The sequence below is a fragment of the Helicobacter canis genome, assembly GCF_900451095.1.
Taxonomy (GTDB): domain Bacteria; phylum Campylobacterota; class Campylobacteria; order Campylobacterales; family Helicobacteraceae; genus Helicobacter_B; species Helicobacter_B zhangjianzhongii.
Window position 1 is genome coordinate 1,820,555 of the sequence record NZ_UGHV01000001.1, and the last position, 26,332, is coordinate 1,846,886.

Sequence of the window (26,332 nt, forward strand, 5' to 3'; positions counted from 1 at the left end):
TCTACTGCTCTGTATCAAAAGTGCTAGCGCGCGTGAGCTTACTAAACTTCACCCCCCTAAGCCCCGCCATATCAAGAGAAAATTGCTGTATCTGCCTGCCCATTCCACGCAAGATAATCGTCTCAAGGCAGTTATGTGTATCGATATGAATATGCGTGGTGCAAAGGATCTCTAGCCCATTGTGGCTGGCATTATGTCCTAAATCAATGATTTTTTGGTTTAGCTCTCTTTGGTGGTGGTCATAGACGATGACTAGCACTGCGGTTTGGGTGCTTGTGTCATCTTGCCATTGCTCTTGGGCGAGCTTCTGGCGCACAAGATCACGCACAAGCTCAGATCGCGAGGTATAGCCCTGCTTGATAAATCGCGTATCCATAGCCTCTAGCAAGCTTGGCTCTAAAGAGATAGAAAATCGCACGACTTTATGATTGCTCATACTACTCCTTATGATATAGCCACTTTTGTGCGCGCTGCTTTAGCCCGCCCACATCGCTTGAAGCGAAAAACTCTATTGCCGTTTTTTCATACGCATTTGGTGTAAGCGAAAAATGCTCCACCAAATACTCCACGATCGCATCGCCAGAGTGGATAAGCGTGCTTTGATGATGAAAATACGCGCTGATTTCCTTAGCGATAAGGGGGAAATGCGTGCAGCCTAGGATAATCGTATCAGGGGCTTTGCCACCTAGCTCGCTTGCTTGTAAAAATGGGCGCAAGTAATGATCTAAGCAGGCTTGCAAGATAGCCGCACCACTTGGCGTGCGGTAGCTGCCCTCCTCTACGATTGGGACAAACAGCCCCGTGGCTACCGCGCAAAGACGCGAGAATCCGGCTTTTTGCAGTAGCGTTTGATAGCGTGCAGAAGTGATGGTCGCTTGTGTGCCTAGGATTAGCGTGCTAGAATCTAGGGCTGGATTGGCGTTAATCCTAGCTTGCACGCCTGGCTCTATCACACCGATAATGGGAAAGCTCGCGCAAGATCGCATAGCCTCCAAGGCATAGGCACTCACGGTATTGCACGCCACAAGCAGCATATCTACCTTTTGCGCACGGAAAAACTCCAAGCACTCTAGGGCAAAGGTTACAATGGTCTTCTCATCTTTGACACCATAAGGCACGCGCGCCGTATCGCCAAAATACACCGCACTCTCAAACAAAGTGGATTCTAGGACACTCTTTGCGACACTAAGCCCCCCCACCCCACTATCAAATATCCCCACTCGTTTAAGCGATCCCACAGCGTGCCTACTCTTTTTCATTCATTTTGTTTAAAAACTCTTCATTATCTTTTGTTTGCTGCATTTTGGCATAGATGAAAGATAGGGCTTCTATATCGTCCATTTGCTGCATTACATTGCGCAGCATCCACACTTTTGTGAGCTTGTCTCTGCCAAGTAGCAAGTCATCTTTGCGCGTGCCAGATTTTAGAATATCAAAGGCTGGGTAGATTCTGCGGTCTGCGATATTGCGCGCTAAGACTATCTCGGCATTTCCTGTGCCTTTAAACTCTTCAAAGATCACCTCATCCATTCTCGAGCCTGTGTCAATGAGTGCTGTGGCGATGATAGTAAGGCTGCCGCCTTGCTCGATATTTCTCGCTGCGCCGAAAAATCGCTTAGGCTTATGCAGTGCGTTTGCATCCACACCCCCACTTAGCACCTTGCCGCTAGCTGGCGTTACGGCATTATACGCGCGAGCAAGCCGCGTGATAGAATCAAGCAAAATCACCACATCTTTGCCATTTTCTACCTCTCTTTTTGCCCGCTCTAGCACAAGCTCTGCTACACGGATATGGCTGCTTGATGGCAAATCAAAAGTCGAGCTATATACGCTGCCTTTCACGCTGCGCTGCATATCAGTAACCTCTTCTGGTCGCTCATCAACTAGCAGCACCATAAGCTCTACTTCTGGGTGATTAGCACTAATGCCGTGCGCTAGCTCTTTCATAAGCTCTGTTTTACCCGTGCGAGGAGGAGCTACGATCAAGGCTCTCTGCCCCTTGCCAATGGGGCTAAAGAGATCAAGCATCCTGCCTGTAACCTTTGTGGGCTGGTATTCTAAACGGAGCTGCTGGGTGGGGAAAAGTGGGGTGAGATTATCAAAAAGAGGGCGGTTTCTCATCTCTTCTAAAGACATATAATTCACCGCTTCAATCTTTAGCAGCGCGTAGTAACGCTCCTGCTCTCTTGGCAAGCGCACCTGCCCTGTTACAATATCGCCATTACGCAAGGCAAAGCGATAGATTTGCGTCTGGCTTACATAGGTGTTGTTTTTACTATCAGTAAATGTCTCATCAATAGCGCGTAAAAAGCCGTAGCCATCTTGGGTAATCTCTAAAATCCCAGTAAAGAGTATGTAGCCACCTTGGGAGACTTGGGTCTTTAGGATTTCAAACATCAAATCCTGTCGCTTAAATTCTTGGGGGTTGTCGATTGAGAGGCTTTGGGCGATGGCGATAAGCTCAGCTATTGGCTTGATACTTAGCTCTTCTAGCTTGTAGGCTTCTACGGGGATATGCTGCTGTCGTTTATTGGAATGCTCTGCCATTAAAAGTCCTTAAACATAGAGATTGAGTGTGTAGGCGCGAGATAAGCACGGAGACACAAATTCTAAAATCTATTTGGAGATAAATAAAAAGTAGAGTGAGATTGTAGCGAAAATCACGAAAAAATCAAGACCAAGCGCATTGGGCGTAGCCCAATGCCTAGGGGCTATTTTTTATGCAAGCCATTGATATAAAAGCGGATAGATTCTGTGGCTTCTTTCTGTGCCCATTCAAACGCACTAGAGACAAACGCCCAATTGATATGGCTAAAAAACTTCTCTAAATATGCAGGACGCGCGTTTTTGTGATCGATATAGTAGGCGTGCTCCCACACATCGCTCACAAGCAAAGGCACTTTATCATCAGTGATAGGCGTGGCGGCATTGCTTGTTTGGACAATTTCTAGCTTGCTAGATTTTGGGTCAAGCACCAGCCAGCACCAGCCAGAGCCAAAGAGTGTAGTAGCAGATTGGAGAAACTTTTCTTTAAAGCCTTCCACACTGCCAAACTCCTTTTCTATCGCGGCTTTTAGCTCCGCGCTCATCTCGCTTGACTTTGGCGCGATGCAGTCCCAATAGAAGTCGTGGTTATACACTTGGGCTGCGTTGTTAAACACACCGCCACTAGACTTTTTGATAATGTCATAAAGCTCGGCATTTTCAAACTCTGTGCCTTTGGTTAGGTTGTTAAGGTTATTGACATAAGTTTGATGATGCTTGCCATAGTGGAAGTCAAAAGTTAGTGGGCTTAGGAAGTCTCCAAATGCATCTTTTTCATAAGGTAATTTGCGTAATTCAAACATCGTATCTCCTTGTTATAGTTGTTGTGTAGCGATCGCTCGCACTAGGGATTATAACACAACTACCTTAACCTAGATTCTACTAGAATCTAGCACCCACGCAGCTTGCCTTGTCTCTTTGGTATTGTGCAAGCTAGCATTAGGCTAGTAAAAGTGGATTCTAATAATACGCGCTTTTAGTTATTACAAGCAGACTGCAAATCCGCTTGACAATGGGTTGTTGTTTGAGTGATCTCCACAATCCTAGATCGTTAATCTTTCTACTTAATATTAAAGCTTCATTGTAGCACGCATCGCCCACTAGAGCATTGATTGACACTTGAGCTAAGTGGCACAGCAGCACTGCCGTGCCTATTATCCCCTTCTCCTGTGCAGTTGCTGTTTGAGATAGAGATATTTAGCGGGTTTGGGTCAGGCTGGGTGATCTGCAAATGTGCCACAGCTTCAAGCACTCTACCTCTTGGCGTTAGCACTCTAATGGCTTCTTGGACATTGCGTGCGATAGAGTTTTGACGGATATAGCTTACATATTGGGTGAAAGTCATATTAGGTAAATTTGTGGGGATAAACATCAATCCATCTTCCATCCTTAGCGCAGGCAAGGCGTGTCCATAGCGATTGCCGCCTGCATCGCGCGTATAGGTGCTTACAATCCATAGTGAGCCTAAGGGGGCATTAAGCATTGTTTGTAGCATTTGCTCCCTTGCTTCAGGCGCCTCATTAAGAGTAGAAGCCCTCCACACAAAGCCCGGTAGCATTGTTTGTGCCATTGCTTCAAAATTGCGCATTATGCTTAGGTGGTAGCTCTCTCTATCTTCTAAAGCAGGTCGGGTTACCACAAGCTCGCCTAAACGCGCAGCAAGAGCTGGGTAGCGCGCGCGAAATGAAGTAAAGGGGCTTGTGTGTGGCGCAGTGTCAAAGAAATATCCCCCGCTTGATAGAGCGTGCGTGCTGTGAAAGCTCTCTAGCTCTGCGATGATTTGGAAGCTTTGTAGCAAGCAGACACCACACACTCCAATCCTCTCCACACGCCCATCGCTTGTAGCTCCTATTTGGTAAAATCTCTTTATCCACTCTTCATTGAGCCTAAAGCTTGGCGGCAGAGATCGAGTAGCTCTTTTATGCTGTGTTTGCGCAAGATGTTTAGCCCCGGGAGCTGGGCAAAAGGAGAGCATATCGCCTAAATTGCTATCGACATAGCGACTCCACCGCTCTATATCAGCATTGAAGAGAAACAACGATTTTGGCGCATTGGTGTGATCTCGCTCGATGAAGCTAGGCTTTGCCGTGTAAGGCACACCCCAATTTGGACCATACTGCGTAAGGCGCAAGAAATTGCCATCTCTATCGCGCAGCGCACCTTGCGAGCCAGATAGGCGGAAAAACTCCCAGTAAATACTCTCCTTTTTTGCAAACACCTTGTCATTGCAAGATGCCCACACTATCCAATTCCAATCTTGGTGCTTACCCTGTCTTGAAGCCATACAGGCAAGCCCACCTGTGTTTGGGTTATATTGCGCGATATGTCCGTTTTCTGGATTGTAGATAAGCTCTACTAGGCTATCTTGGAAGCTTTGATTGTTTTGTAAATAGTAGAGTAAAAATTGCGTAGGTGAGATGAAGCTCCACCCGATAAAAGTTTTTATACTAAGTGTCGGTGGCGCGGCGATCGTATCAATCCATTGTTGCATATCTTTTAGCGTGTGGTTATAGGCTTTTTGCTTTGCATTGATATGGACATACCATTGATAATCTTGCACCCTAAATGCCAAATCCATTGTATAGAAAGCACCATCTTTAATGAGCCATTGCTGATTTTTGTCATTTAGCACGCAAGGGCGAAGCAGGAGATTGCCACTCCCTTTTTTGCTTTTAATCACACTCTCTGGCGCAGTCATACAAAGCCAGATATTATTGACATTCCACGCCACTCGGTGGAAAACATCATAGCGTGCAGGCTTTGCCCTTGAGCAATGATCTAGATAGATATACCCCTCCGCCTTGCCAAAGCTTGGCGTATAGCAGTAGGTTTGATTATCGTGGGTGGTGATTTGGATTTTTGTGTCTTTGGGCGTGTGGGCGAGCTGCTGCTTGGCAGGGCTAGCAAAATTTAAGCAAAATGACAATGATAGTAGTAGTGTAGGGACTATGATGTGCTTAATGAATGTTTGCATACAAACTCCTTGTAGATATAAACTTTGCAATATAGCTTGTTGCGTGATGAAAAACAATGCCTAAGAGTGTATTTCACGCTCTAACACGCATAGAAGTAGCAGCCACACCTAGCCACTACCATAAATCTATATCTATACTATATTTGGGCATATACTAGAAAATTATAAATTTTAATAAACTCTTGAGAAAAATTTCGGCACAATCTAGCCCAACTTCACACAAACAAAAAAGGACTTTGCTATGGAAGATAGGCTCTTTACATTTGCGGGGATGATCAATTCTGACCACCACTTCATCACAGCGTTTTATACGATTTTATGCGCGATTGTGTGCGTATTTATGGCAAAGCTTGCCACTCGCAATATGCGCGTGATCCCTGGTGGCTTGCAAAATCTCTATGAAGCGACCATTAGCGGTATGCTCTATATGGCAAAAGATGTCATCGGTGAAGAAAAAGCACGCAAATACTTCCCGCTTGCTGGGACGATTGGATTCTATGTGTTTTTCTGTAACATCATCGGTATGATTCCGGGCTTTGAAGCCCCTACGGCTGCGTGGGATTTTACCCTTGTGCTAGCACTAGTGGTGTTTTTCTACTACCATTTTGAGGGTATCCGCACACAAGGCGTGATCCACTATTTCGCGCATTTTATGGGTCCTGTGAAGTGGCTAGCTCCGCTTATGTTCCCCATTGAGATCATCTCTCATCTCTCTCGCATTATCTCGCTTTCTTTCCGTTTGTTTGGAAATATCAAGGGCGATGATATGTTCTTGCTCGTTATGCTTATGCTTGTGCCTTGGCTTGTGCCTGTTGTGCCTTTTGCGATTTTGGCATTTATGGCGTTGCTGCAAGCATTTGTCTTTATGATCCTTACTTATGTGTATCTTGCTGGTGCGGTGCTAGTCGAAGAAGAAGGACACTAAATTGCCCAAGCTCCCTACGATCCTTGACTTTTTTAGCGGGCTTTTTGTCGGCGTGGGGATTGGCGGGGCGGTGCTTGTGTTTTATCTCGTGTATGCTTTGACAGGCTTGATGTTTTTAAGCGCACTAGCTGGGCTGCTTGTGGGCTGTGTGTTTGTGTTTTTTTCTCTTGTGGCGAAGTCTTTGAGTATCCTGCTAAAAAAATCTATATAGATTTTAGAGTGGCATTAAGGTTTGCGTATGTTTGGTATGGGATTTTTTGAGATAGTGGTGATTGCCATCGTGGCGATAATCTTCCTAGGTCCAGATAAGCTCCCGCAAGCCATCATCGATATGGTGAAATTCTTCAAAGTGGTCAAAAAAACTATCCACGATGCCAAGCAAACAATCGATAGCGAGCTACATCTCTCCACCTTGCAGCAAGAAGCATCAAGCTACCACCAGCATTTCACCTCGCAAATCGATAACATCACCAAAGATATTCAGCTACAAGAAATCAACGATATTTTTCAAGATTACAAAGCTCTCCCCCAAAGCCAATCCCAACAAAGTGAGCCAAAAGCCCTAGAGCCTAGCTCATCATCTCTCCTACCAAGCCCAGCCCAGAATCTAGCCAAAACAAAGCAAGCCAAAAGAGCTGATTCTCCCAAAGCCAAGAATCTAGCCACGCAAAAAGCCCAAAAAACGCCCATCAAATCTCAAGCCACCAAATCCGCCAAGCCTAAGCCTTCTACTAGAAAATCCACCAAGCCTACCAAAAGCCACCCCAATCTCCCAGAATCCATAACATCCTTTCATCAAAAAGCACAAAAAGTGGATTCTAGGATTTTTCATAACACCGATATTTTTACTCCCACAAACACTATGGATTGCCACGCGGTGCAAGCGGTGCTTGCAATGACAGAAAACAACGCCGTTAGTGAAAAAGTGGATTCTAAAGAAACTACACAAAGTATAAAAAAGCCGCAAAACAAAAAAGCTGAAATCGTGCTTGATAGCGACTCGCAGTCGGCAGGATTTTTGATGAAAAATCGGGGCTTTCTAAAGAAACATCGGCGCAGCCTAAGCGGTGTCCCTTGTTTTCAAGGCGCGGGCGAAGGGATTTTACTAGGCGATAATGAGCAAGCACGCGCCGCAGAATCCACGATTTATCGCAAAAAGCCCAACGCCCACACCCAAACAAAAGCCAACGCCAAAAAGTGAGCCCCATCAATGTTTGAAGAGCTAAAGCCCCATATACAAGACTTGCGCAAGCGGCTTATCATCGCGCTTGCTAGCGTGATTGCCGCATTTATCGCGTGCTTTGCCTTTTGGAAGCAGATTTTTGCCATTGTGAAGCTCCCCATTGAAAGTGCATTTGCCAACAATGTGCAAGGCACGCTAATGCAGCTAACCCCGCTAGAGGGGATATTTTCCGCGATGAGCTTGTCATTTTTAGTGGCGTTTATGCTCTCTACGCCTATTATCTTTTGGCAATTGTGGCTCTTTGTCGCTCCGGGCTTATATAAAAATGAAAAGAAAATCATCTTGCCATTTGTGGGCTTTGGCACATTGATGTTTATCATCGGTGCGCTCTTTGCCTACTATATTGTGTTTCCCTTTATGCTTAAATATATCTTGCTCTTTGGAAATGATATGTTTGAAGCCAATATTTCTGTGGAGAGCTATGTGGGGTTTTTTATCCGCGTGGTGCTGGGCTTTGGGCTAGCGTTTGAGCTGCCTGTGCTAGCGTATTTCTTGGCTAAGGTGGGGATGATCACTGATGAGAGCTTGAAAGGCTTTTTCAAATACGCGGTGGTGATTATCTTTGTAGTAGCAGCTATCATCACGCCCCCTGATCCTTTCTCACAGCTACTTATGGCTATCCCACTTGTGCTTCTCTATGGGCTTTCAATCCTTATCGCTAGAGTTATCAATCCAGCCCCAAAGCCCCTAGAATCCAGCGATAAGAGCGATCAGGATCTTACGCAGTCGTGATGTTTGCCCTATCAAGCTATGACTACGCCTTGCCAAAGCACCTAATCGCCAATGCCCCTATCTACCCCAGAGAAGCTGCCAAACTGCTTGTCTATGAGCGTGCCACGGGGCATATCACGCACACCACTTTCGCGCATTTGCTAGAGTTTATCCCCAAAGACTGCATAATCGCCCTAAACAACACCCGCGTGCTAAAAGCTAGAATCTATGGCAAAAAGCTTGGCACACAAACCACGCGCGAAATCTTTTTCCACCGCTTTATCCGCGCAGATGAAGCCAAAAGCCTAGAGCCACCCCTCCTAGAATCCACCTATAAGCAAGCCCTAGAATCCATCTCCACACATCTACAAGACCCCCTAGCACACTCCATCTCCCTAGATTCTAGCTGCTTAGATCCTAGTGTGCTAGCACTCTGCCAGATCCGCGGTAGAGTCAAGCTTGGCGACATCTTTGCCTGCGGGAGATTCTACGCGCAAGTGGTGGGCGTGCTAGATAATGGCTATCGCATTACGCGCTTTTTTCTCCTAGAATCCACTTTTGCAAAAGCGGATTCTAGGAGAAAAGTAGATCCTATGGATTGCTTTGACAAGTCAAAGTCTCGCAATGAGAGCAAAAACACGATGAGTGAAAAAGTGGATTCTAGCAACGCCAAAATTCTAGCCCAATCTTCCAAGCAAAAGCCAACGCCCACTACCCTAGCCCCTCTAGACCAAGCAGCCGCGCTCACAATGCTTGAAGAAATCGGGCATATCCCCCTGCCACCCTATATCAAAAGACAAGCCACCAGCGATGATACAAGCGACTATCAAAGCCTTTTTGCCACGCAAGCAGGCGCGATCGCCGCTCCCACAGCCTCACTGCATCTATCGGCTTCTATGCTAGAGTCCTTGCAAGAGCGCATTGCCTATTTGACCTTGCATATCGGGGCTGGGACATTTGCTAGCGTGGAGGCTAAGGACATTCGCGAGCATATAATGCACACAGAAGCCCTGCATATCACAGCCAAGAGCCTTGAGAAGCTCCTAAATGCCCCATCGCGCCTATGTGTAGGCACAAGCACACTAAGAAGCGTAGAATACGCCGCTAGACTTTACGCACACCACCCCAAGCCCTACACAGACCTACACGCCCAATGCGATATTTTCTTGCACCCGGGCAATAAGCCTTGCTATGTGGAATATCTCTTGACTAATTTTCATCTCCCCAAATCCACGCTCACAATGCTTGTAGCTTCTATGGTGGGCTATGAGCAGTGGCGCGAGATTTATGAGCAAGCTATTGCTAGAGAGTATCGCTTCTACTCCTATGGCGATGCTATGCTAATCCTTTAGGTGCGCTATGCTGGAAAACGCCATTGATCTTACCCCCTATGCGCTGGATCCTAGGAGCTTTGACACACGCGCCCTAGCCCATTGGCTAGAATCCACCCTAGCCACACCCAATGCCACCGCGAAAGCCGCGCAGCTAGAGCTTTATGCCAAAACGCTGCTTGAGTGGAACACCTCACATAATCTTAGCGGCGCGCACACGATGGAAGATATGTTTAGGCAGATTGTGGATTCTGCTTTGCCACTGCGCGTGATAAAGCCCTTTTCTCGCTGCCTTGATATAGGCTCTGGGGCTGGGCTACCGGCACTTGTGCTAGGTATTTTGCGCCCTGAGTCGCACTTTATTTTATGTGAGCCTAGAAAAAAGCGGGCGGCGTTTTTGCGCATTGTGGGGCATAAATTAGGGCTTAGAAATCTCCAAGTGCAAGCCACGCGCATAGAGCATTTAGCTCTGTCATATCAAGCCGATCTTATCACCTCTCGCGCAAGCCTGCCAAATGACATAATCTTTGCTACTACAAAGCCACTTTTGCAGCCAAATGGGGCGTATTTGCTATACAAGGGGGAGCGGAGCTATCACATCGGTTTAGTCGATCGGGATTGGGCTTTTGGGCTAGAATCCCAAAGCGGCTTTACAAAATCAGTCCAACCCCTAGAATCCACTTTTCAGCAAAACTCCCACAGCCCCACCGCAAAGCGAAGCTTCTTTAGAAAACAAGGGATACCGCTCGCCGTTAGGCGATGTTTCTTTAGAAAACAAGCGACAGCGGTGCAAGGCGGGGGCACGCAAGCAGATTTCTTTAGCAAAAAGCCAACACCAAAAATAACCCTTTACCGCTATAATGCCAGAATCTATGTATATAAGGAACTCGCGCAATGCTTAGACTAATCGCCGCACTTTTGCTACTGCTTGCCATTATTTGGCTTGCCCTATCACTCCTAGCCAAGATCAAACGCCTCCTTTCTAGCTCTATAAGCTCCACAAGCACACCCCAAGAAAAACAACAATCCCAAGAAAAATCCCAGCCAAACCCTAGAATCCACACCGCACAAGACAGCCAAGAAGCCAGCCACGATCTAGTCGCCTGCGCACATTGCAGAATCTTTTTGCCCATAGAAGAGGGTATTAGATACCAAGGGCAGTATTACTGCTCTAAATCCTGCTTGCCAGAGTAGCAAGACTACAAGGAGTAGCAATGATCATCATAGGCTTGCATAATGCCATCTACCCCACGCGCTTTGTCCATATCAGCGACCTAGACTCTCTGCGTGCCTTTCATAGTGAATGCTCCACTGCTCAAAACGCGCCAAGTCCCCTAGAATCCACTTTCGCCACACCACCCCACCCCATTGCTCAAAAGCTTGTCGCGTGGTTTGACCTCCACGATGATAGGGACTTTGCCCTTTGCTTATATGCTAGGGATAATGCCCTAGAGTTTGCCTTGCGCACACATAGTGTGGCAGAGTTTCTTAGCGGTGCGCACTTCTTGCCCAAATATCTCCTAGTGGATTCTACACCTAAGCTCTATCAAACCCTAGCTGATGACTATCTCCTAGATCCTAAAGTCCTATACATCATCACTGAAGCTAGCCAGATAGAAGAGTGCGCTTTGCAGGGCGTTGATGGCGTGGTGTTTGCGGATTTGCTTTAGCTGGGATTGGGTTTTGCTTTAAGCAGATTCTAGCCACACTAAGGCTGCAAATTCTGCGCTAGCTACAATCATCTAAGTAGCGCAACAAGCGCACAACCTTAAAAAGCGAAATTTGGAGCAAAGGTGGGAAATGGAGAGAGAAAGAGAGAAGCGAGCCTGCTAAGCTCTCTATCCCTCTTGAAAAGCGTATCCCAAGGGCAAGCCTAGAATCTAGTTTGAAAAATAGATTCTAGAGCAAGATCAATAGGCGTGGATTAAAATGCTGGGACAATCTCACCTTTGTAGGTTTTTTCTATGAAGTCTTTCATTTTGTCGCTTTGCATTGCCTTTTTTAGCTCTAAGATTGCTTTGTTGTTTTCATCGCCAGTGCGCACGACAAGGATATTGGCATAGGGCGAGCGAGAATCTTCTAAAATCAACGCATCTTTGGCACTAAGATTTGCTTGCAAGGCGTAGTTGCCATTAACAATAGCTAGGTCTGCATCTTGCAAGGTCTTTGGCAGCAAGGCTGCTTCAAGGGCTTTGATTTTAAGCTTTTTGGGATTGTCGATAATGTCTGTTTCTTTCGCGCTTAGATTGCTTGGATCTTTTAGCTTGATGAGTCCGTTGTTGTGGAGCAAAATCAGTGCGCGTCCGCCATTTGTGGGGTCATTGGGGATAAGGATAGTCGCGCCATTTTTGAGCTCTTTTATGTCTTTTATACGCTTAGAATATCCGCCGATAGGCTCGATGTGGATTTGCGCTATGCTCACTAGATCAAGCTTCCTATCCGCGCTAATCTTGTCTAAAAATGGCTTATGCTGCATAAAGTTAGCATCAATGCTTTTTTCATTAAGGGCGATGTTGGGCAGAATATAATCGGTAAATTCCACCACTTCAAGCTCGATCCCAGCCTTTTGCAAATCTGGGGCGATAAAGCGCAGCATCTCTGCTTGAGGCACAGGGGTCGCGCCGACTTTGAGCTTTTCCGCATACGCTAAGGCACTAAGAGATAAGGCTATGCTTGTAGCTACTAGCATTTTTGATAGGGCGATTTTCATCACAAACTCCTTGAAATATGTAAGATTGAGCGAGTATTCTAGCGCATTTTTCGCGCTTTTGCGACCAGAGTATCGCCTAGCCCTTGCACAAATTGCACAAGCACAATAATCACAAGAGAGGTAACAAGCAAAATATCTTCTTGATAGGCTTGGAAGCCAAGCCGTATCGCCACATCGCCAAGCCCTCCAGCCCCCACAGCCCCGCCCATAGCAGAATACCCTATAAGCCCGATGATCGTGATAGTCGTAGCATTGATAAGCCCGGGCTTTGCCTCTGCTACCATCATTGTCATTGTGCGCCATTTGCTAGCCCCCATACTGAGTGTCGCTTCTATCAAGCCTTTATCGATTTCTTCAAATGCACCTTCAAAAAGCCTAGCGATAAATGGGATAGCCGCGATACTTAGCGGGATCACCGCAGCAGTCGCGCCAATGCTCGTGCCTACAAGGGCGCGTGAGAGTGGTAATAGCAAGATGATAAGAATGATAAAAGGAAAGGAGCGCACGATATTGACAATAGAGCCTAAAATCGCATTAAGCGTGGGGTGGGGGCAGATCCTGCCTTGTCTTGTAACGCTAAGGGCTATGCCAAGAGGCAGTCCAAAAAGCGTGGCAACAATCGTAGAGAGAGCGACCATATAGAGCGTGTCGTAAGTGGCTTGCGAGATTTGGTCGTAATTATAAGCGATACGATCGCTTAAAGCCATAGCCGTGCTAGAGTCTAGCTCAACCACTGCCCCATATATAGCCATAATGCCTGCTTGCAAGCCTTGCCTACACAGCTCATCAAAGGCTTTAGCACTAGATTCTAGGGCACTCCAGATTCTATCTACCATAGCACTAGAATCCACTTTTAGCCACTGCGCGATTTCTACGCACATCGTAGCAAGATCGCGCAAAAGCGGTGCGACACAGAGCAATGCCAGCAACACAAACGCAAGCACTATGCCAAAACGCGCTAAAAAAGCTTGTATTGTTCTCATCTCTCCCCTTTGTATTCTTGTCTTATCCTACACTACGACCAATCATCAAAATGCTCTACAAGCAGCTGCTTGCCTTTGAGATAGGCGATAGCTTGCTGATTTTTGGCTTCATCTGCGCCAAATTCGACAAACAAATGCCCCACTTTCATCGTGCTAAGAGGCTCGATATTTCCGGCTAGGATATTGACTTCTACGCCAAATCGCTTGATGACATCGCTGATTAAAGGCTCATTGATATGCTCCCCTACAAAGGAGATTTTATAAGCATTTTTGCTCTGGGCTAGGACTTCTTGCTCGCTTACTGCTGGGAGATAGGATAAAAGCTCTTTAGTGATAGTGTGCTTTGGTGTGCTAAAGATTGTCTCCACACTCCCCATTTCTACAATCTCCCCACCGCTCATCACGCACATTTTATTGCAGATCTCACGCACGACCTCGATTTGATGTGTGATAAGCACGATAGTTAGCCCAAGCTGGGCTTGTATGGATCTAAGCAGCTCTAGGATAGATTTTGTGCTTTTGGTATCAAGTGCGCTTGTGGCTTCATCACAGAGCAAAATATCTGGGTGATTGCTTAGAGCGCGCGCGATCGCTACGCGCTGCTTCTGTCCGCCGCTTAGCTGGCTGGGGTAGAAATGCGCTTTTTCACGCAAGCCCACAATGGATAAAAGCTCATATACGCGCGTTTTTATCTGCTCTTTTTTCCAGCCGGCGATCTCAAGGGCAAAGGAGACATTGCCAAAAACATCGCGTGAAGAGAGAAGATTGAAATGCTGGAAGATCATTCCAATTTTTTGTCGGCGTTTTTGCAAGGTGGATTCTGCTAGCTCTAAGATATTTTCGCCATTGATACGCACCTCTCCGCTTGTGGGCTCTTCTAGGCGATTGATTAGACGGATAAGCGTGGATTTACCAGCACCAGAGTAGCCGATGATCCCCATAATATCACCGCGATTGACTGATAAAGATAGCGGATAAATCGCTTGGAATCCATTGGGGTAAGTTTTGGTGATATTGCAAAGCTCTATCACAGGCTGTGTGCTACTATGCATACTAGAATCCTTGGCATACTAAAATCCTTAAGAGATGCGACTTACGACTGCGACATAATTTGTAATTTATGTAGTATAGAAGCGCGGATTGTAGCATAAGTATCTTGCAAACACAATGCGCTAGGCTGTATCCTACAAGATATGCAAATAGCTTTAAGCTTGCGTGCTGTGGGTGTTAAGATTTTTCCTAACACATAAGCAAATATACGAAGTTTTCCCTACAAACTGCAAGAAATGCGTTAATATATACCCGCAACACAAAGGACAAACTCTAAAGACTGCAAACTCTAAAGTTAAAGGAAGAATTATGCAAAGCACACCATCAAAGGTTTATTTTTTCTCTACCTGTATTGGTGCAGCAGCGTGCGCAGATACTTGTATCAACGCCATTAAGCTTCTGCAAAAAGAAGGGCTAGAAGTCATCGTCAAAAAGGATCAAACCTGCTGCGGACAGCCTAGCTACAACTCTGGCTACTATGATGAGACAAGGCAGGTGGCACTACACAATATGCGGCTTTTTAGTCAAGACTATCCTATCGTGCTAATCAGTGGCTCTTGCACGGGAATGTTTCGCATTGATTATGAAGAGCTTTTTAAAGATACAGAGCATTATGAAGAAGCCAAAGCATTTAGCGCGCGCGTATATGAGCTTAGTGAATATCTTAGCGAAGTGCTGCAAGTGCGCTATGAAGACAAAGGCTCGCCTGTGCGTATCACTTGGCATAGCAACTGCCACGCCTTGCGTGCGGCTAAGTGTATCCCAGCGGCAAAATCCCTGCTAAAAAGCCTAAAAAATGTCGAGCTAGTGGAGCTAGAGAGAGAAGAAGAATGCTGTGGCTTTGGCGGGACATTTAGTGTAAAAGAGCCGGAAGTCTCTGCAGCTATGGTAAGCCAAAAGATCGCTGATATACAAGCGCGCCAAGTGGATTATCTCATCGCCGGCGATGCTGGCTGTGCGCTTAATATCACAGGGGCTATGCAAAAGCAAGGCGTCAATATTGACTATATGCATTTGTATGATTTTTTAGCACGCCGTATCGGCATAGCGTGAAAAAGGGGAGAAAATGAGCCACAACAACACCATTAAGGCACAATTCCACACCGCCATCAATGAAGGACTAGAGAATAAGCAGCTACGCACAAACCTGCTCTCTGCTATGGACACCTTGCGAGCTAATCGCAAAAAGCTGCTTACCACACGCTTTATCCATTGGGAAAGTTTAAGAGAAAAAGGCAAGGAGCTAAAGCAAAACGCCCTATCCCAGCTAGACTCTGTGCTAGAAGAGTTTGAAAGCAATGCCACAAAAAATGGTATGAAAGTGCATTGGGCGCGAGATGGGCAAGAGGCAAATGAGATCATCTATAATCTTATGCAAGAAAAGGGTGTGAAAAAGATCCTTAAAGGCAAGTCTATGGCAAGCGAGGAGATACATCTCAATCACTTCCTAGAGTCCAAAGGCTTGCAAGCGATTGAGACGGATTTAGGCGAAGTGATTTTGCAACTGCTTGGTGAGAGCCCTGTGCATATCGTAGTCCCTGCTATCCACAAAAACCGCTATGAAATCGGCGAGCTATTTCACAAAAAGCTAAACGCCCCGCTAGAGAGCGAGCCGGAAAAGCTAAATGGCATTGCTAGAAGCTATATGCGCAATGAGTTTGAGACTTTTACAATGGGGCTTAGTGGGGTGAATTTTGCTATCGCGGAAGAAGGCGCGATCTGGCTTATAGAAAATGAAGGCAATGGTAGAATGAGCACCACCGCACCAGATATACATATCGCAATTTGCGGGATTGAAAAGGTGGTCAAAAGCTTTGAAGAAGCGGCGATCCTTGATACTATGCTAGCTCCTTCTGCGGTGGGAAGCGTGATCACTTGCTACAACAACATCATCACCTCTCCGCGCAAAAATGGCGAGAAAGATGGACCAAAAGAAGTGCATATTATCCTGCTTGATAACAATCGCTCTAATATGCTAAAAGACTCTCACTACTACCGCGCGATGAGCTGTATCCGCTGCGGCAGCTGCCTAAATCACTGCCCAGTGTATGATAAAATCGGCGGACACGCGTATCTAAGCACCTATCCCGGACCTATTGGTGAAGTCATCACACCTCAGCTCTTTGGGCTAAACACCTGCTCTCCTATGCTTGATCTATGCTCACTTTGTGGGCGTTGCACAGAAGTGTGCCCTGTGAAAATCCCGTTAGCCGAGCTTATACGAGATTTGCGTAGCGAGCGCGTGGGGCAAGGGCGTAAAAATATCATCGGCAATGATGGCAGCACCCAAAGCAGTGTAGAGCAGTCTCAAATGCGCACATTTGCTAGCCTTGCTACCAATCCTAGTAAATGGCGATTGGCTATGGCTATGGCGAAGTTTGCCCCACTGCTCGCGCCTTTTGCGAGATTTTTGCCTTTGCTAAAGCATTGGACCAAATACCGCAGCTTCCCCACAATCAACGCAGACTTCCATAAAAAAGTCGCAAACTTGCAAGGAGTGATCTATGAGTAGTGCAAAAGAAGCGATTCTAGCGCGTGTGAGAGAATCTATCGCGCATAATCACACTATCCCAGCCTTTAGCGTGCGTTTTGGCAATGCGCTAAAGCTTGAAGAGCCAAGCACCCCAGAATCCAAAAAAGTGGATTCTAGTAGCAATCTTGTAGAAAATTTCATCACCAATCATACTAATAACAAAGCCATTGTCGTGCAAGCCACACAAGACACGCTTATAAGTGCAGTGCAAGACATCTTGCAGCAAGAAATAGCCCAAGGCGGGATCGCCCAAGGAGAAAAGCTTCTCTATAATCCAGACATCGCACTTGATGCACAGAGCTTGCAAAATATCACGCCTATCCCCTACACGCAAAGTGTCGATAGTATGCGTGCAGAGCTTTTTCATATCCCTGTTTCTATCGTGCAAGCGCGTTGCGGGGTGGCGGATCTTGGGATTTTGGGGCTAAGCTCTAATGAAAATGCCCCTAGACTCTCTTCACTTATTACAAATATTTGCATTTATCTTTTGCCAAAGGCTGCTATCGTGCGTAATATTTTCAATGGTATAGAAGCTATCAAAAAATATGAAAAAGATCGCAGTGGCTCTAGTGTCCTGCCAAGTAATATCATCTTTGTCGCAGGACCAAGCCGCACAGCAGATATTGAGCTGCAAACGGTTTTTGGCGTGCATGGACCTAGGAAAACTTATGCTGTGCTTTACTGATAGCAAGTAAGTGCAGTTTATATTTTTAAGGATTATTATGGAAGATACCCCAGAATTTGCGCAGATGAATGGCTTTTTGTTTCCATTTCTTGGCTCGCTGCTCTTTGTGGCGATCCATATTGTCATCTACTTTTTGCTCGTGCGCCATATCTCTAGCCGCGCTTATGTGCGCAGATTGTATAGCGCGATTTTGTGGATCAATCTTGGCTGGAGCATAGCATATATGTTTATGCGCTATACCGATACGCCTAAATGGCTTTTTATGCTCGCTTCTATCTCGGTGGGCGTGGCGTTTTCATTTTTGATAGCAGCCCTTATCGCAGGGGCGATCAATGGCGCACTTATACTTATCCGCCATCACCACCTAGCCCCGAGAATCAAACGCTACATTCTAGCACTTTGCTGTGTGTATAGTCTCTATGCGGTGTATCACGGACTAGAAGATCCCAAAGTAGAAAAGCTCTCTATGGAGCTAGACAAGCTCTCTGCACCGCTAAAGATCGTGCAGCTAAGTGATGTGCATATCGGTGGGCTTATGGACGAAGAGCGCGTGGCAAAAATCGTGTTTCTAGTCAATCAAACAGAGCCTGATCTCATCGCCATAACAGGCGATCTAGTCGATACAAGCCTAGCCAATGCAGAATCTAGTCTCGCGCTACTAAAGGCACTTCGTGCGAAGTATGGTGTGTATTATGTCTTGGGCAATCACGAGTATATTCACGATGTGCAAGATATGCTAGAGTATTTGCCATCTCTTGGTATCCGCGTCTTGCTGAATGAAAATCTCCCTATCGGCACACCACCACTCATCAATCTCGCTGGAAGCGCGGATCTTATGGGCGATCGATTGGGATTTTTGCGCCCAGATTTTGAAAAAACCTTCGCCAATCTCAACCCTGCTCTCCCCACAATCCTCCTAACCCACCAGCCCAAAGTCATCAATATCCTGCCAGAATCCCTGCTTGCCAAGGCGGATTTGCTACTTACAGGGCACACACACGGCGGGCAGATTTTCCCCATCTCACTAGCAGTGCTTTTGCAGCAGCCCTACCTCAAAGGACTCCACCAAACAAAAACCGGCGGCTATGTCTATGTAAGCCAAGGGACAGGATTCTGGGGACCGCCTATGCGCGCACTAAGTGATAGTGAGATCACACTCTTTGAGCTTTTGCCACCGCAAAATCCCAGCCAATAAGCCCCCATTTTGCTACATCTAGCTTGGGCTTTTAGCAAGGATTTTAAACACAATTACCTTTTTTATTTAGCTATAATACGCGTTTATTTATTTTTTTAAGGGTTTTTATTGAAACGACTATTAGCGAGCGTTTTTGTCTGCGCTTTTATCATTACAAGTGCATTTAGTGCCAAAATTACAGCTATACAATACCAAGGCTTGCAATCGCTCTCCACTATGCTTGCCACTGAAATCGCCAAAGTCAAAGTAGGCGATGAGCTAGAATCCAAAGTCATAGATTCTGCGGTGCTAGCATTCTACAATCAAGGGTATTTCAAAGATGTGTATGCGAGCTTTGATAAGGGTGTGCTGACCTTTCACTTTGTAGAAAAGCCGCGTGTGGCAAGCATTGAGATCAAGGGCTATGGTAGCGAGCAAGAGAAGCAAACACTCACCACGCAAATGGGGATCAAAAAGGGCGAGACTTTTGATGATCAAAAAATCGCGCGTGCCAAAGAAGTGCTAAAAAGCGTGCTGGAATACCAAGGCTACTATGGCTCAATCGTGCAAGAAGAGCTAAAAAAGGCGGATAACGCCGATGCGTATGCGATCATCTTTAATGTCAATCGTGGGGATAATATTCTCATTAGAAAAGCGCATTATGAAGGGCGCAAGAAGCTTAAGACCAACAAGCTAGAATCCTTAAGCGCAAACAAAGAGCGCGACTTTATGGGCTGGATGTGGGGGCTAAACGATGGCAAGCTACGACTCCAAGAGCTAGAATACGATAGCCTTAGAATCCAAGATGTCTATATGCGCAATGGATTCTTAGATGCCAATGTCTCCGCACCATTTCTTACGACCAATTTCAATAATCTCTCCGCCCAGCTTTATTACAAAATCAATGAAGGCGTGCAATACCGCGTGAGTGATATAGAAATTAACCTTGATAATGATGTAGTCCCCATTGCCACCTTGCTAAAAGCCCTTAATGTTAAGAAAAAAGAGGTGTTTAATATCGAAGATTTACGCACAGATGCGCAAGTGCTAAAACGCCTTATCGCTGATAGGGGCTATGCTTTCGCCCAAGTGCGCCCAGATTTAGATAAAGATGAGCAAAATGCGCTAGTGAAAGTCATCTACCACATTGAGACAGGCTCTAAAGTGCGTATAGGCGATGTGCTAATCTCTGGCAACACACGCACAGGCGATAGAATCATACGGCGCGAGATTCTCCTAGCCCCGGGCGATGAATACAGCCTAAGCAAAATCACAGAATCCCAAAACGCTCTCCAGCGGCTAGGCTTTTTTGATAATGTCAAAATCGATGAAAAGCGCGTAAGTGAAGATTCTATGGATCTGCTCATAAGTGTGACAGAAGGGCGCACCGGGCAGCTGCAGTTTGGGCTAGGCTATGGGAGCTATGGCGGGCTTATGATCAATGGCTCTGTATCAGAGCGCAATCTCTTTGGCACAGGGCAGAGTGGGAGTATCTATGCCAATATCTCCACAGGGACAGGGCAGAGCGTTAACTTCAACTACTATGGACAGACACGCAAGTATAATGGGCGGCAATTCTCTGGGAATATCACGCTCTCAAATCCGCGTATTTTTGACTCGAAATTCTCCGCCTCTAGCAGTATCTATGGAAACTACTATATCAACTACATCTACATCGAGCAAAGCGGTGGATTTAGCCTAAATCTTGGGCGATTATTAACGCCAACTTTGCGCGTAAGCTTGGGCTATGATATTAACATCGTAAAGACCTATGATTTTACAAGCAATCTCTATGAGCAGTTTTACTCATCAAAAAATCAAATTTTCACTGATAAGGTTGCTCGCCCTGATTGCAAGCCTAGCGATAAAGATGATTGTATGACAGAAGTGCATAGGCACGGCTTGTGGAATGAAGACAACCACCTGCCCATCACTTCATCACTCACGCCTACGATCAATTTTGACAATACTGATGACTACTACTTCCCCAAAAATGGCGTGATCGCCTCTACTTACGCGCAGTTTGCTGGGCTTGGAGGCACGGTGCGCAATGTCAAAGTCTATGCCAAGCTTGGGCTCTACTATCACCTGCGCTCGCTTCTTGGGATTGATTTGATCGCGCGTTATAAAGCGCAAGGCGGCTATATCTTCCGCTTTGATAGAGAGGACTTCTTGCCCTTAAATAGCACCTTTTATCTCGGTGGTGTTACTACAATCCGTGGATTCCGCGCTGGCTCGATCACTCCGCGCAATATCGATGGGCTATGGGTAGGAGGCGATGGTATGTTTGCCAACTCGCTTGAGCTAAGTTATGGGATTTTAGAAGCAGCCAAAATGCGCTTGGCTCTCTTTGTGGATTATGGGCTTTTGAGCTTTAAGACAGCAAATGGCGTGGCGGATTTTAAGGGCTATGGGGTATTGGGGTCTGGAAGCTATGGGCTGGAGTGGCGTGCATCAGCTGGGCTAGCGATAGAGTGGATTTCTCCTATGGGTCCGCTTGTGATTGTCGTGCCAATCAAACGATTTAACCAAAAGGAAGGGGATTATACCTCTAGCTTTGAGTTCTCTATGGGGACTAGATTCTAGCAGCAAGGAGTGATAATGGCACAATCTTTACAAAAGCGTTATAGCGATGCAGAGATAAAAGAGCTTTTACAAAACGCATCATTGCGAGAGCTAGGGGAAATGGCAAGTGCTAAGAAGCTTGCTTTGCACCCTGATAAACTCACGACCTTTATCGTTGATCGCAATATCAACTACACCAATATCTGCTGGGTGGATTGCAAATTTTGCGCATTTAAGCGTAGGCTTGGTGAAGAGGGGCAGTATGTTTTGAGCTTTGAAGAGATTGATACAAAGATAGAAGAGCTTCTAGCCATTGGCGGCACGCAGATCCTCTTCCAAGGAGGCGTGCATCCAAAGCTTAAAATCGACTACTATGAAGAGCTTGTGCGCCACATCGCCGATAAATACCCAAAAATCACTATCCACGGCTTTTCTGCCATTGAGATAAACTACATTGCCAAAGTCTCTAGGCTCTCTATCCCAGAGGTTTTAGCACGCCTTAAAGCCGCTGGACTTAGCTCGATCCCGGGGGCTGGGGCGGAGATTTTAAGCGATAGGGTGCGTGATATTATCGCGCCTAAAAAGTTGGATTCTAGTGAGTGGATAGAGGTGCATAGGCAGGCTCATAAGCTAGGCATTAAATCCACTGCTACGATGATGTTTGGCAGTGTGGATAATGATGATGACATCATTGAGCATTGGCGCAGGGTGCGAGAGCTGCAAGATGAGACAGGGGGGTTTCGCGCTTTTATTTTATGGAGCTTTCAGCCAGATAATACCCCCTTGCAACAAGAGCTTCCAGAGCTGAAAAAAGCAACTTCTAATCGCTACTTGCGCTTGCTTGCTTGCTCTAGACTCTACCTAGATAATGTCCCTAATATCCAAAGCAGCTGGGTAACGCAAGGCAGCCACATAGGGCAGCTAGCTTTGCTCTTTGGGGCAAATGATCTAGGCAGCACAATGATGGAAGAAAATGTCGTAGCCGCCGCAGGTGCGCGCAATGCGATGAACCAAGAGGAGATGATAGCCCTTATCAAAGACATAGGCGAGCTACCGGCTAAACGCAACACAGCGTATGAGATTTTGGAGCGATTTTGATTAGTTTGGTGAGATTGGCTGTTGGCATTATTGGTATTTCAAGCTTGCTATTAGGAGTTAGTATGAGTAAAGAAGCTATGCTTACGCACGCTAGCATACAAGGCGTGCAAATCCCTGTCATCTACGAGCATTCCGCGCTGATCCCAGCAGGCATTGTGCGATTGGTGTTTCAAGGTGGTGGGAAGCTCCAAGATGGAGAGCTTATAGGCAGGGGTGCGGTGATAGAAGAGCTATTAGAAAAGGGGAGCAAAAAGCGCGGGAATCTAGGCTTTGCCAAAGCATTAGAGCAGCGAGCGATCACGCTTAGTGTATCAAGCGGTATGCAGACTTTAAGCTTTAGCCTAAACTTTTTGCAAGATGACAAAGAGCAGGCGATAAGCTTGCTTGGCGAGCTACTCCTAGACCCAAACCTAAGCGACACAGAGCTACAAAAGGTAAAAACAGCCATCACAGCCCAAATCCTAGCCAATCAAAACGACTACGACTACCTAGCCAAACGCTTGCTAAATCGCGTGCTTTTTGATGGCACGCCCCTAGCTCACCCAAAGCTAGGCACGCAAGAGTCCATCGCTAAAATCCGCTTGCAAGATGTGCAAAAAGCCCTAGAATCCACTTTGACACTTAAGCGGCTTATTATTGTGATGGGCGGCGACATAGACAAAGAAGCCACCCTAGCCCTGCTTGAGCCAATTTTATCCAAGCTCCCGCAAGGCACGCCATATACAAAGCCTAGCTTTAGCGTGCGCAAAGAGCCCGCCACACAGACTCAATACGCCCCCACACAGCAAGCCTACATCTACTTTGGCGCACCGCTGCATTTAGAAGATTTAGAGCGCGAGTCCCACCTAGCAAAAGTCGCTAGCTTTATCCTAGGCTCTGGGGGCTTTGGCTCTAGGATTTTAGAAGAAGTGCGTGTGAAAAGAGGGCTAGCATATAGTGCATATATCCACTACAATATCAACCCACGCCTCCCCTATATGAGCGGATATTTGCAGACAAAAGTGGATTCTAGCGATGAGGCATTAGAGGTGGTGAGAAAAACGATCGCAGAGTTTGTGGCAAAGGGCGTGAGCGCAGAAGAGCTGCAAGCGGCAAAGAGATTTATCCTAGGGAGTGAGCCACTGCGCAATGAGAGTCTATCGCAGCGGCTGGGGCGGGCGTTTGATGAATTTTATGCGGATAAGGGCATAGGCTTTAGCAAAAAGGAGCTAGAGAAAATCGCTAGCCTTGATCTCGCCACGCTTAATGCCTATATCGCCAAGCACACAGAGATACAGAATCTAAGCGTGGCGATAGTAACAGCAGAGCCGAAAAAAAGTGGATTCTAGTGATGTGGGATTTGGCTTTGCGCGATAAATCTTTGGTGGATTCTAGGAGCAATGCCCTTTTATCGTCATCGCGAGCCGACTTGTCGGCGTGGCAATCTATACGCAAATCTATCGCCGCCCTAGAATCCACTTTTTCTAAGGGGGATTCGGTCTTGGGTGAGCAATGCGGCAGTGTTGCGAAAATTACTAAAGAAACATCGCTTACGGCGAGCGGTGTCCCTTGTTTTGTGAAAGGCACGAACGCCAAGTTCGCTAATCTTCCCCAATTTTCGCAAAGCTCCCACAGCCCCACCGCAAAGCGAAGCTTCTTTAGAAAACAAGCGACAGCGGTGCAAGGCGGGGGCACGAAAGCAGGTTTCTTTAGAACTCCTAGAATCCTTGAAGAAGAAAACCAAGCCGAGTGTGAAAAATCCGCCGCAAATAAAAAAGTGGATTCTAGCAAGCAAGCCCATTTCCTGTCATTGCGAGATTTTGCGCTAGCAAAATCGTGGCAATCCACACCACCAAAGACACAAACCCTAGAATCCACTTTTTCACCACAAGCCAACTCCCTCTCCCTGTCATCGCGAGCCGACAAAACCACCACTCTGTCATCGCGAGACTTCCGCAAGGAAGTCGTGGCGATCCATAATCAAAAAGCGGATTCTAGGAATTTTTTTACTAGCGCAAAACAAATGGATTGCCACGCAATCGCTACCGCGCTTGCTCGCAATGACAGCAACAATAGCCCTTGTGAAAAAGTGGATTCTAGGAGTTTTCACAACAGCACCAAAATTGAACGACTCGCAGACTCACAAACGCCGCAGGCAGCAGGATTTTTGATGAAAAAGCCAAGCAAGCGCAGGATTCTAGGATTTGACAACAACACCAAAATTGAACGACTCGCAGGCGGCAGGATTTGCCGATGATTTTGTGGGTTGTCAAGGCGTGGGCGAAGGGATTTATCTAGGCGATAATGAGCAAGCCCACGCCGCAGACTCCCGCAAAAGCGCGGCAAAGCCAACGCCAAAACCAAAAAGGAGAAATAATGTCAGCTTTTGAAACCATCATCGGTCTTGAAGTCCATGTCCAGCTAAACACCGCTACAAAGATTTTCTGCTCTTGTGCTACAAGCTTTGGGCAAGAGCCTAATAAAAATGTCTGCCCCACTTGTCTAGGGCTACCCGGCGCACTGCCTGTGCTAAATAAAGAAGCGGTGAAAAAGGCGATTAGCTTTGGCACAGCGATAAATGCCACAATCAACCAAAACTCTGTGTTTGCACGAAAAAACTACTTCTACCCCGATTTGCCCAAAGCCTATCAAATCAGCCAATTTGAGATCCCCATTGTCGGGCGTGGAGAGATTGAGATTGAAGCAAATGGAGAGAAAAAGACTATCGGCGTTACACGCGCTCACCTAGAAGAAGATGCGGGCAAAAATATCCACGAAGGGCAGTTTTCTAAAGTGGATTTAAACCGCGCTTGCACGCCGCTTTTAGAGATTGTAAGCGAGCCAGATATGCGAAGTAGTGATGAGGCGATAGCTTATCTTAAAAAGCTGCATTCTATCGTGCGGTTTTTAGGCATAAGTGATGCCAATATGCAAGAAGGCAGTTTTCGCTGTGATGCCAATGTCTCTATCCGTGAAAAAGGGGATTCTAAGCTTTACACACGCGTTGAGATTAAGAATCTAAACTCCTTTAAATTTATCCAAAAGGCAATAGAATACGAAGTAGAGCGGCAGATTGAAGCGTGGGAAGATGGCAAATATGCAGAGCAAGTTGTGCAAGAAACGCGCCTTTTTGATACCGCAAAAGGCGTAACTCGCTCAATGCGTGGTAAGGAAGAAGCGGCGGATTATCGCTACTTCCCAGACCCAGACTTACTGCCTGTGTTTATTGATGAAAAGCTAATGCAAGAGGGCAAAGAGATCCCAGAAATGCCAGATGAAAAAGCAGCACGATATGTCAAGGACTTTGGCATTAAGCCCTATGATGCAGGTGTGCTGACTTCAAGCCTTGAGCTGACAAAATATTTTGAATCTATGCTAGAGCTTGGCGCAAGTGCGAAAGGCTCTCTTACTTGGCTTACCACTGAGCTTCTAGGGCGATTAAAGGGCGAGAATACCCTGCAAACTTGCGGGATAGATTCTACAACACTTGCCACACTTGTAAAACGCATAGATGAGAGCAAAATCAGCGGCAAAAGTGGCAAAGAAATCCTAGATGTGCTTGTGGAAAATCGCGGCGGCGATGTGGATTCTCTCATAGATTCTATGGGATTAGCACAAGTGAATGACGATGGAGCAATCCTTGCTGCCATAGATTCTGTGCTAAGTGCCAACCCTGATAAAATCGCCGAGTATAAAAGCGGCAAGGACAAGCTCCTAGGCTTTTTTGTAGGGCAGGTGATGAAAACAAGCAAGGGTGCAAACCCCGCCCGCGTCAATGAGCTATTAAAAGAGAAGCTACAATAACACCGCACATAAATCACAGGGGA

Annotated in this window: 25 protein-coding genes and 1 pseudogene; 18 read left to right on the forward strand and 8 right to left on the reverse strand. The window is 46.4% G+C overall.

Annotation, left to right across the window (positions count from 1 at the left end):
- Position 1 precedes the first annotated feature (1 nt).
- The 5 genes from nikR to DX060_RS08600 all read right to left on the reverse strand — a co-directional run bounded on the left by nikR (position 2) and on the right by DX060_RS08600 (position 5,518).
- Positions 2-448 carry a nickel-responsive transcriptional regulator NikR gene (nikR, locus tag DX060_RS08580; protein ID WP_408938846.1) on the reverse strand — a complete coding sequence of 149 codons (447 nt, stop codon included), beginning with the start codon at positions 446-448 and terminating at the stop codon, positions 2-4.
- Positions 438-1,259 carry a glutamate racemase gene (gene murI / locus DX060_RS08585; RefSeq protein WP_115012061.1) on the reverse strand — a complete coding sequence of 274 codons (822 nt, stop codon included), beginning with the start codon at positions 1,257-1,259 and terminating at the stop codon, positions 438-440. The genes nikR and murI overlap by 11 nt, the downstream gene beginning before the upstream one ends.
- Positions 1,246-2,547 carry a transcription termination factor Rho gene (gene rho, locus DX060_RS08590; protein WP_115012062.1) on the reverse strand — a complete coding sequence of 434 codons (1,302 nt, stop codon included), beginning with the start codon at positions 2,545-2,547 and terminating at the stop codon, positions 1,246-1,248. Before rho ends, murI begins: the two co-directional genes overlap by 14 nt.
- A 164-nt stretch (positions 2,548-2,711) precedes the next feature.
- Complete coding sequence (locus DX060_RS08595) at positions 2,712-3,347, reverse strand: superoxide dismutase (RefSeq protein ID WP_115012063.1); 636 nt, start codon at positions 3,345-3,347, stop codon at positions 2,712-2,714.
- A gap of 275 nt (positions 3,348-3,622) precedes the next feature.
- The gene (locus DX060_RS08600) at positions 3,623-5,518 is read right to left on the reverse strand and encodes a DUF1561 family protein (protein ID WP_115012064.1); all 1,896 of its coding nucleotides are present in this window, start codon (positions 5,516-5,518) and stop codon (positions 3,623-3,625) included.
- 241 nt (positions 5,519-5,759) lie between these two features.
- Here DX060_RS08600 and DX060_RS08605 point away from each other — a divergent pair, with 241 nt between their 5' ends.
- The 8 genes and pseudogenes from DX060_RS08605 to DX060_RS08640 all read left to right on the forward strand — a co-directional run bounded on the left by DX060_RS08605 (position 5,760) and on the right by DX060_RS08640 (position 11,398).
- On the forward strand, positions 5,760-6,443 hold the full coding sequence (locus tag DX060_RS08605) for a F0F1 ATP synthase subunit A (protein ID WP_115012065.1): 684 nt from the start codon (positions 5,760-5,762) through the stop codon (positions 6,441-6,443).
- A gap of 1 nt (position 6,444) precedes the next feature.
- Positions 6,445-6,654 (forward strand): hypothetical protein, encoded by a 210-nt coding sequence (locus DX060_RS08610; RefSeq protein ID WP_115012066.1) that lies wholly within the window; start codon positions 6,445-6,447, stop codon positions 6,652-6,654.
- A gap of 27 nt (positions 6,655-6,681) precedes the next feature.
- Positions 6,682-6,841: pseudogene (gene tatB, locus DX060_RS12415) on the forward strand (Sec-independent protein translocase protein TatB); the annotation flags it as partial.
- An 812-nt stretch (positions 6,842-7,653) separates the two neighbouring features.
- Positions 7,654-8,418: a twin-arginine translocase subunit TatC gene (gene tatC / locus DX060_RS08620; protein ID WP_115012068.1), complete on the forward strand. Its 765-nt coding sequence runs from the start codon at positions 7,654-7,656 to the stop codon at positions 8,416-8,418.
- Positions 8,418-9,749 (forward strand): S-adenosylmethionine:tRNA ribosyltransferase-isomerase, encoded by a 1,332-nt coding sequence (locus DX060_RS08625; protein WP_115012069.1) that lies wholly within the window; start codon positions 8,418-8,420, stop codon positions 9,747-9,749. The genes tatC and DX060_RS08625 overlap by 1 nt, the downstream gene beginning before the upstream one ends.
- 7 nt (positions 9,750-9,756) lie before the next feature.
- Entirely contained in the window at positions 9,757-10,635 is an 879-nt protein-coding gene (gene rsmG / locus DX060_RS08630; RefSeq protein ID WP_115012070.1) for a 16S rRNA (guanine(527)-N(7))-methyltransferase RsmG, read from the forward strand.
- Positions 10,623-10,922 (forward strand): PP0621 family protein, encoded by a 300-nt coding sequence (locus DX060_RS08635; protein ID WP_115012071.1) that lies wholly within the window; start codon positions 10,623-10,625, stop codon positions 10,920-10,922. Before rsmG ends, DX060_RS08635 begins: the two co-directional genes overlap by 13 nt.
- A gap of 20 nt (positions 10,923-10,942) precedes the next feature.
- Positions 10,943-11,398, forward strand: a complete 456-nt coding sequence (locus DX060_RS08640) for a hypothetical protein (RefSeq protein WP_115012072.1) — start codon at positions 10,943-10,945, stop codon at positions 11,396-11,398.
- A 254-nt stretch (positions 11,399-11,652) separates the two neighbouring features.
- Here the strand turns inward: DX060_RS08640 and DX060_RS08645 are convergent, their stop codons facing one another.
- The 3 genes from DX060_RS08645 to DX060_RS08655 form a co-directional block, all read right to left on the reverse strand.
- Complete coding sequence (locus tag DX060_RS08645) at positions 11,653-12,438, reverse strand: MetQ/NlpA family ABC transporter substrate-binding protein (protein ID WP_115012073.1); 786 nt, start codon at positions 12,436-12,438, stop codon at positions 11,653-11,655.
- A 38-nt stretch (positions 12,439-12,476) separates the two neighbouring features.
- Complete coding sequence (locus tag DX060_RS08650; protein ID WP_115012355.1) at positions 12,477-13,145, reverse strand: methionine ABC transporter permease; 669 nt, start codon at positions 13,143-13,145, stop codon at positions 12,477-12,479.
- Positions 13,146-13,453: 308 nt separating this feature from the next.
- Positions 13,454-14,473: a methionine ABC transporter ATP-binding protein gene (locus DX060_RS08655; protein ID WP_181814260.1), complete on the reverse strand. Its 1,020-nt coding sequence runs from the start codon at positions 14,471-14,473 to the stop codon at positions 13,454-13,456.
- A gap of 307 nt (positions 14,474-14,780) precedes the next feature.
- Between DX060_RS08655 and DX060_RS08660 the strand changes: the two genes are divergently transcribed.
- The 10 genes from DX060_RS08660 to gatB all read left to right on the forward strand — a co-directional run bounded on the left by DX060_RS08660 (position 14,781) and on the right by gatB (position 26,309).
- Entirely contained in the window at positions 14,781-15,524 is a 744-nt protein-coding gene (locus tag DX060_RS08660; protein ID WP_115012074.1) for a (Fe-S)-binding protein, read from the forward strand.
- 13 nt (positions 15,525-15,537) lie between these two features.
- A complete protein-coding gene (locus DX060_RS08665; protein ID WP_115012075.1) occupies positions 15,538-16,983 on the forward strand; it encodes a LutB/LldF family L-lactate oxidation iron-sulfur protein in 1,446 nt (481 codons plus the stop codon).
- Positions 16,976-17,689, forward strand: coding sequence for a LutC/YkgG family protein (locus DX060_RS08670; protein ID WP_115012076.1), 714 nt, complete (start codon positions 16,976-16,978; stop codon positions 17,687-17,689). Before DX060_RS08665 ends, DX060_RS08670 begins: the two co-directional genes overlap by 8 nt.
- A gap of 37 nt (positions 17,690-17,726) precedes the next feature.
- Positions 17,727-18,884, forward strand: coding sequence for a metallophosphoesterase (locus DX060_RS08675; protein ID WP_115012077.1), 1,158 nt, complete (start codon positions 17,727-17,729; stop codon positions 18,882-18,884).
- A gap of 147 nt (positions 18,885-19,031) precedes the next feature.
- Positions 19,032-21,449: an outer membrane protein assembly factor BamA gene (bamA, locus tag DX060_RS08680; protein WP_309473201.1), complete on the forward strand. Its 2,418-nt coding sequence runs from the start codon at positions 19,032-19,034 to the stop codon at positions 21,447-21,449.
- 15 nt (positions 21,450-21,464) lie between these two features.
- Complete coding sequence (locus tag DX060_RS08685) at positions 21,465-22,526, forward strand: dehypoxanthine futalosine cyclase (protein WP_115012079.1); 1,062 nt, start codon at positions 21,465-21,467, stop codon at positions 22,524-22,526.
- A gap of 62 nt (positions 22,527-22,588) precedes the next feature.
- Positions 22,589-23,854 (forward strand): M16 family metallopeptidase, encoded by a 1,266-nt coding sequence (locus tag DX060_RS08690; protein ID WP_115012080.1) that lies wholly within the window; start codon positions 22,589-22,591, stop codon positions 23,852-23,854.
- Positions 23,854-24,762 (forward strand): hypothetical protein, encoded by a 909-nt coding sequence (locus DX060_RS08695; RefSeq protein ID WP_147278817.1) that lies wholly within the window; start codon positions 23,854-23,856, stop codon positions 24,760-24,762. The genes DX060_RS08690 and DX060_RS08695 overlap by 1 nt, the downstream gene beginning before the upstream one ends.
- The gene (locus DX060_RS10900) at positions 24,710-24,895 is read left to right on the forward strand and encodes a hypothetical protein (RefSeq protein WP_147278818.1); all 186 of its coding nucleotides are present in this window, start codon (positions 24,710-24,712) and stop codon (positions 24,893-24,895) included. Before DX060_RS08695 ends, DX060_RS10900 begins: the two co-directional genes overlap by 53 nt.
- On the forward strand, positions 24,882-26,309 hold the full coding sequence (gatB, locus tag DX060_RS08700; protein WP_115012082.1) for an Asp-tRNA(Asn)/Glu-tRNA(Gln) amidotransferase subunit GatB: 1,428 nt from the start codon (positions 24,882-24,884) through the stop codon (positions 26,307-26,309). The genes DX060_RS10900 and gatB overlap by 14 nt, the downstream gene beginning before the upstream one ends.
- Positions 26,310-26,332: the final 23 nt, after the last annotated feature.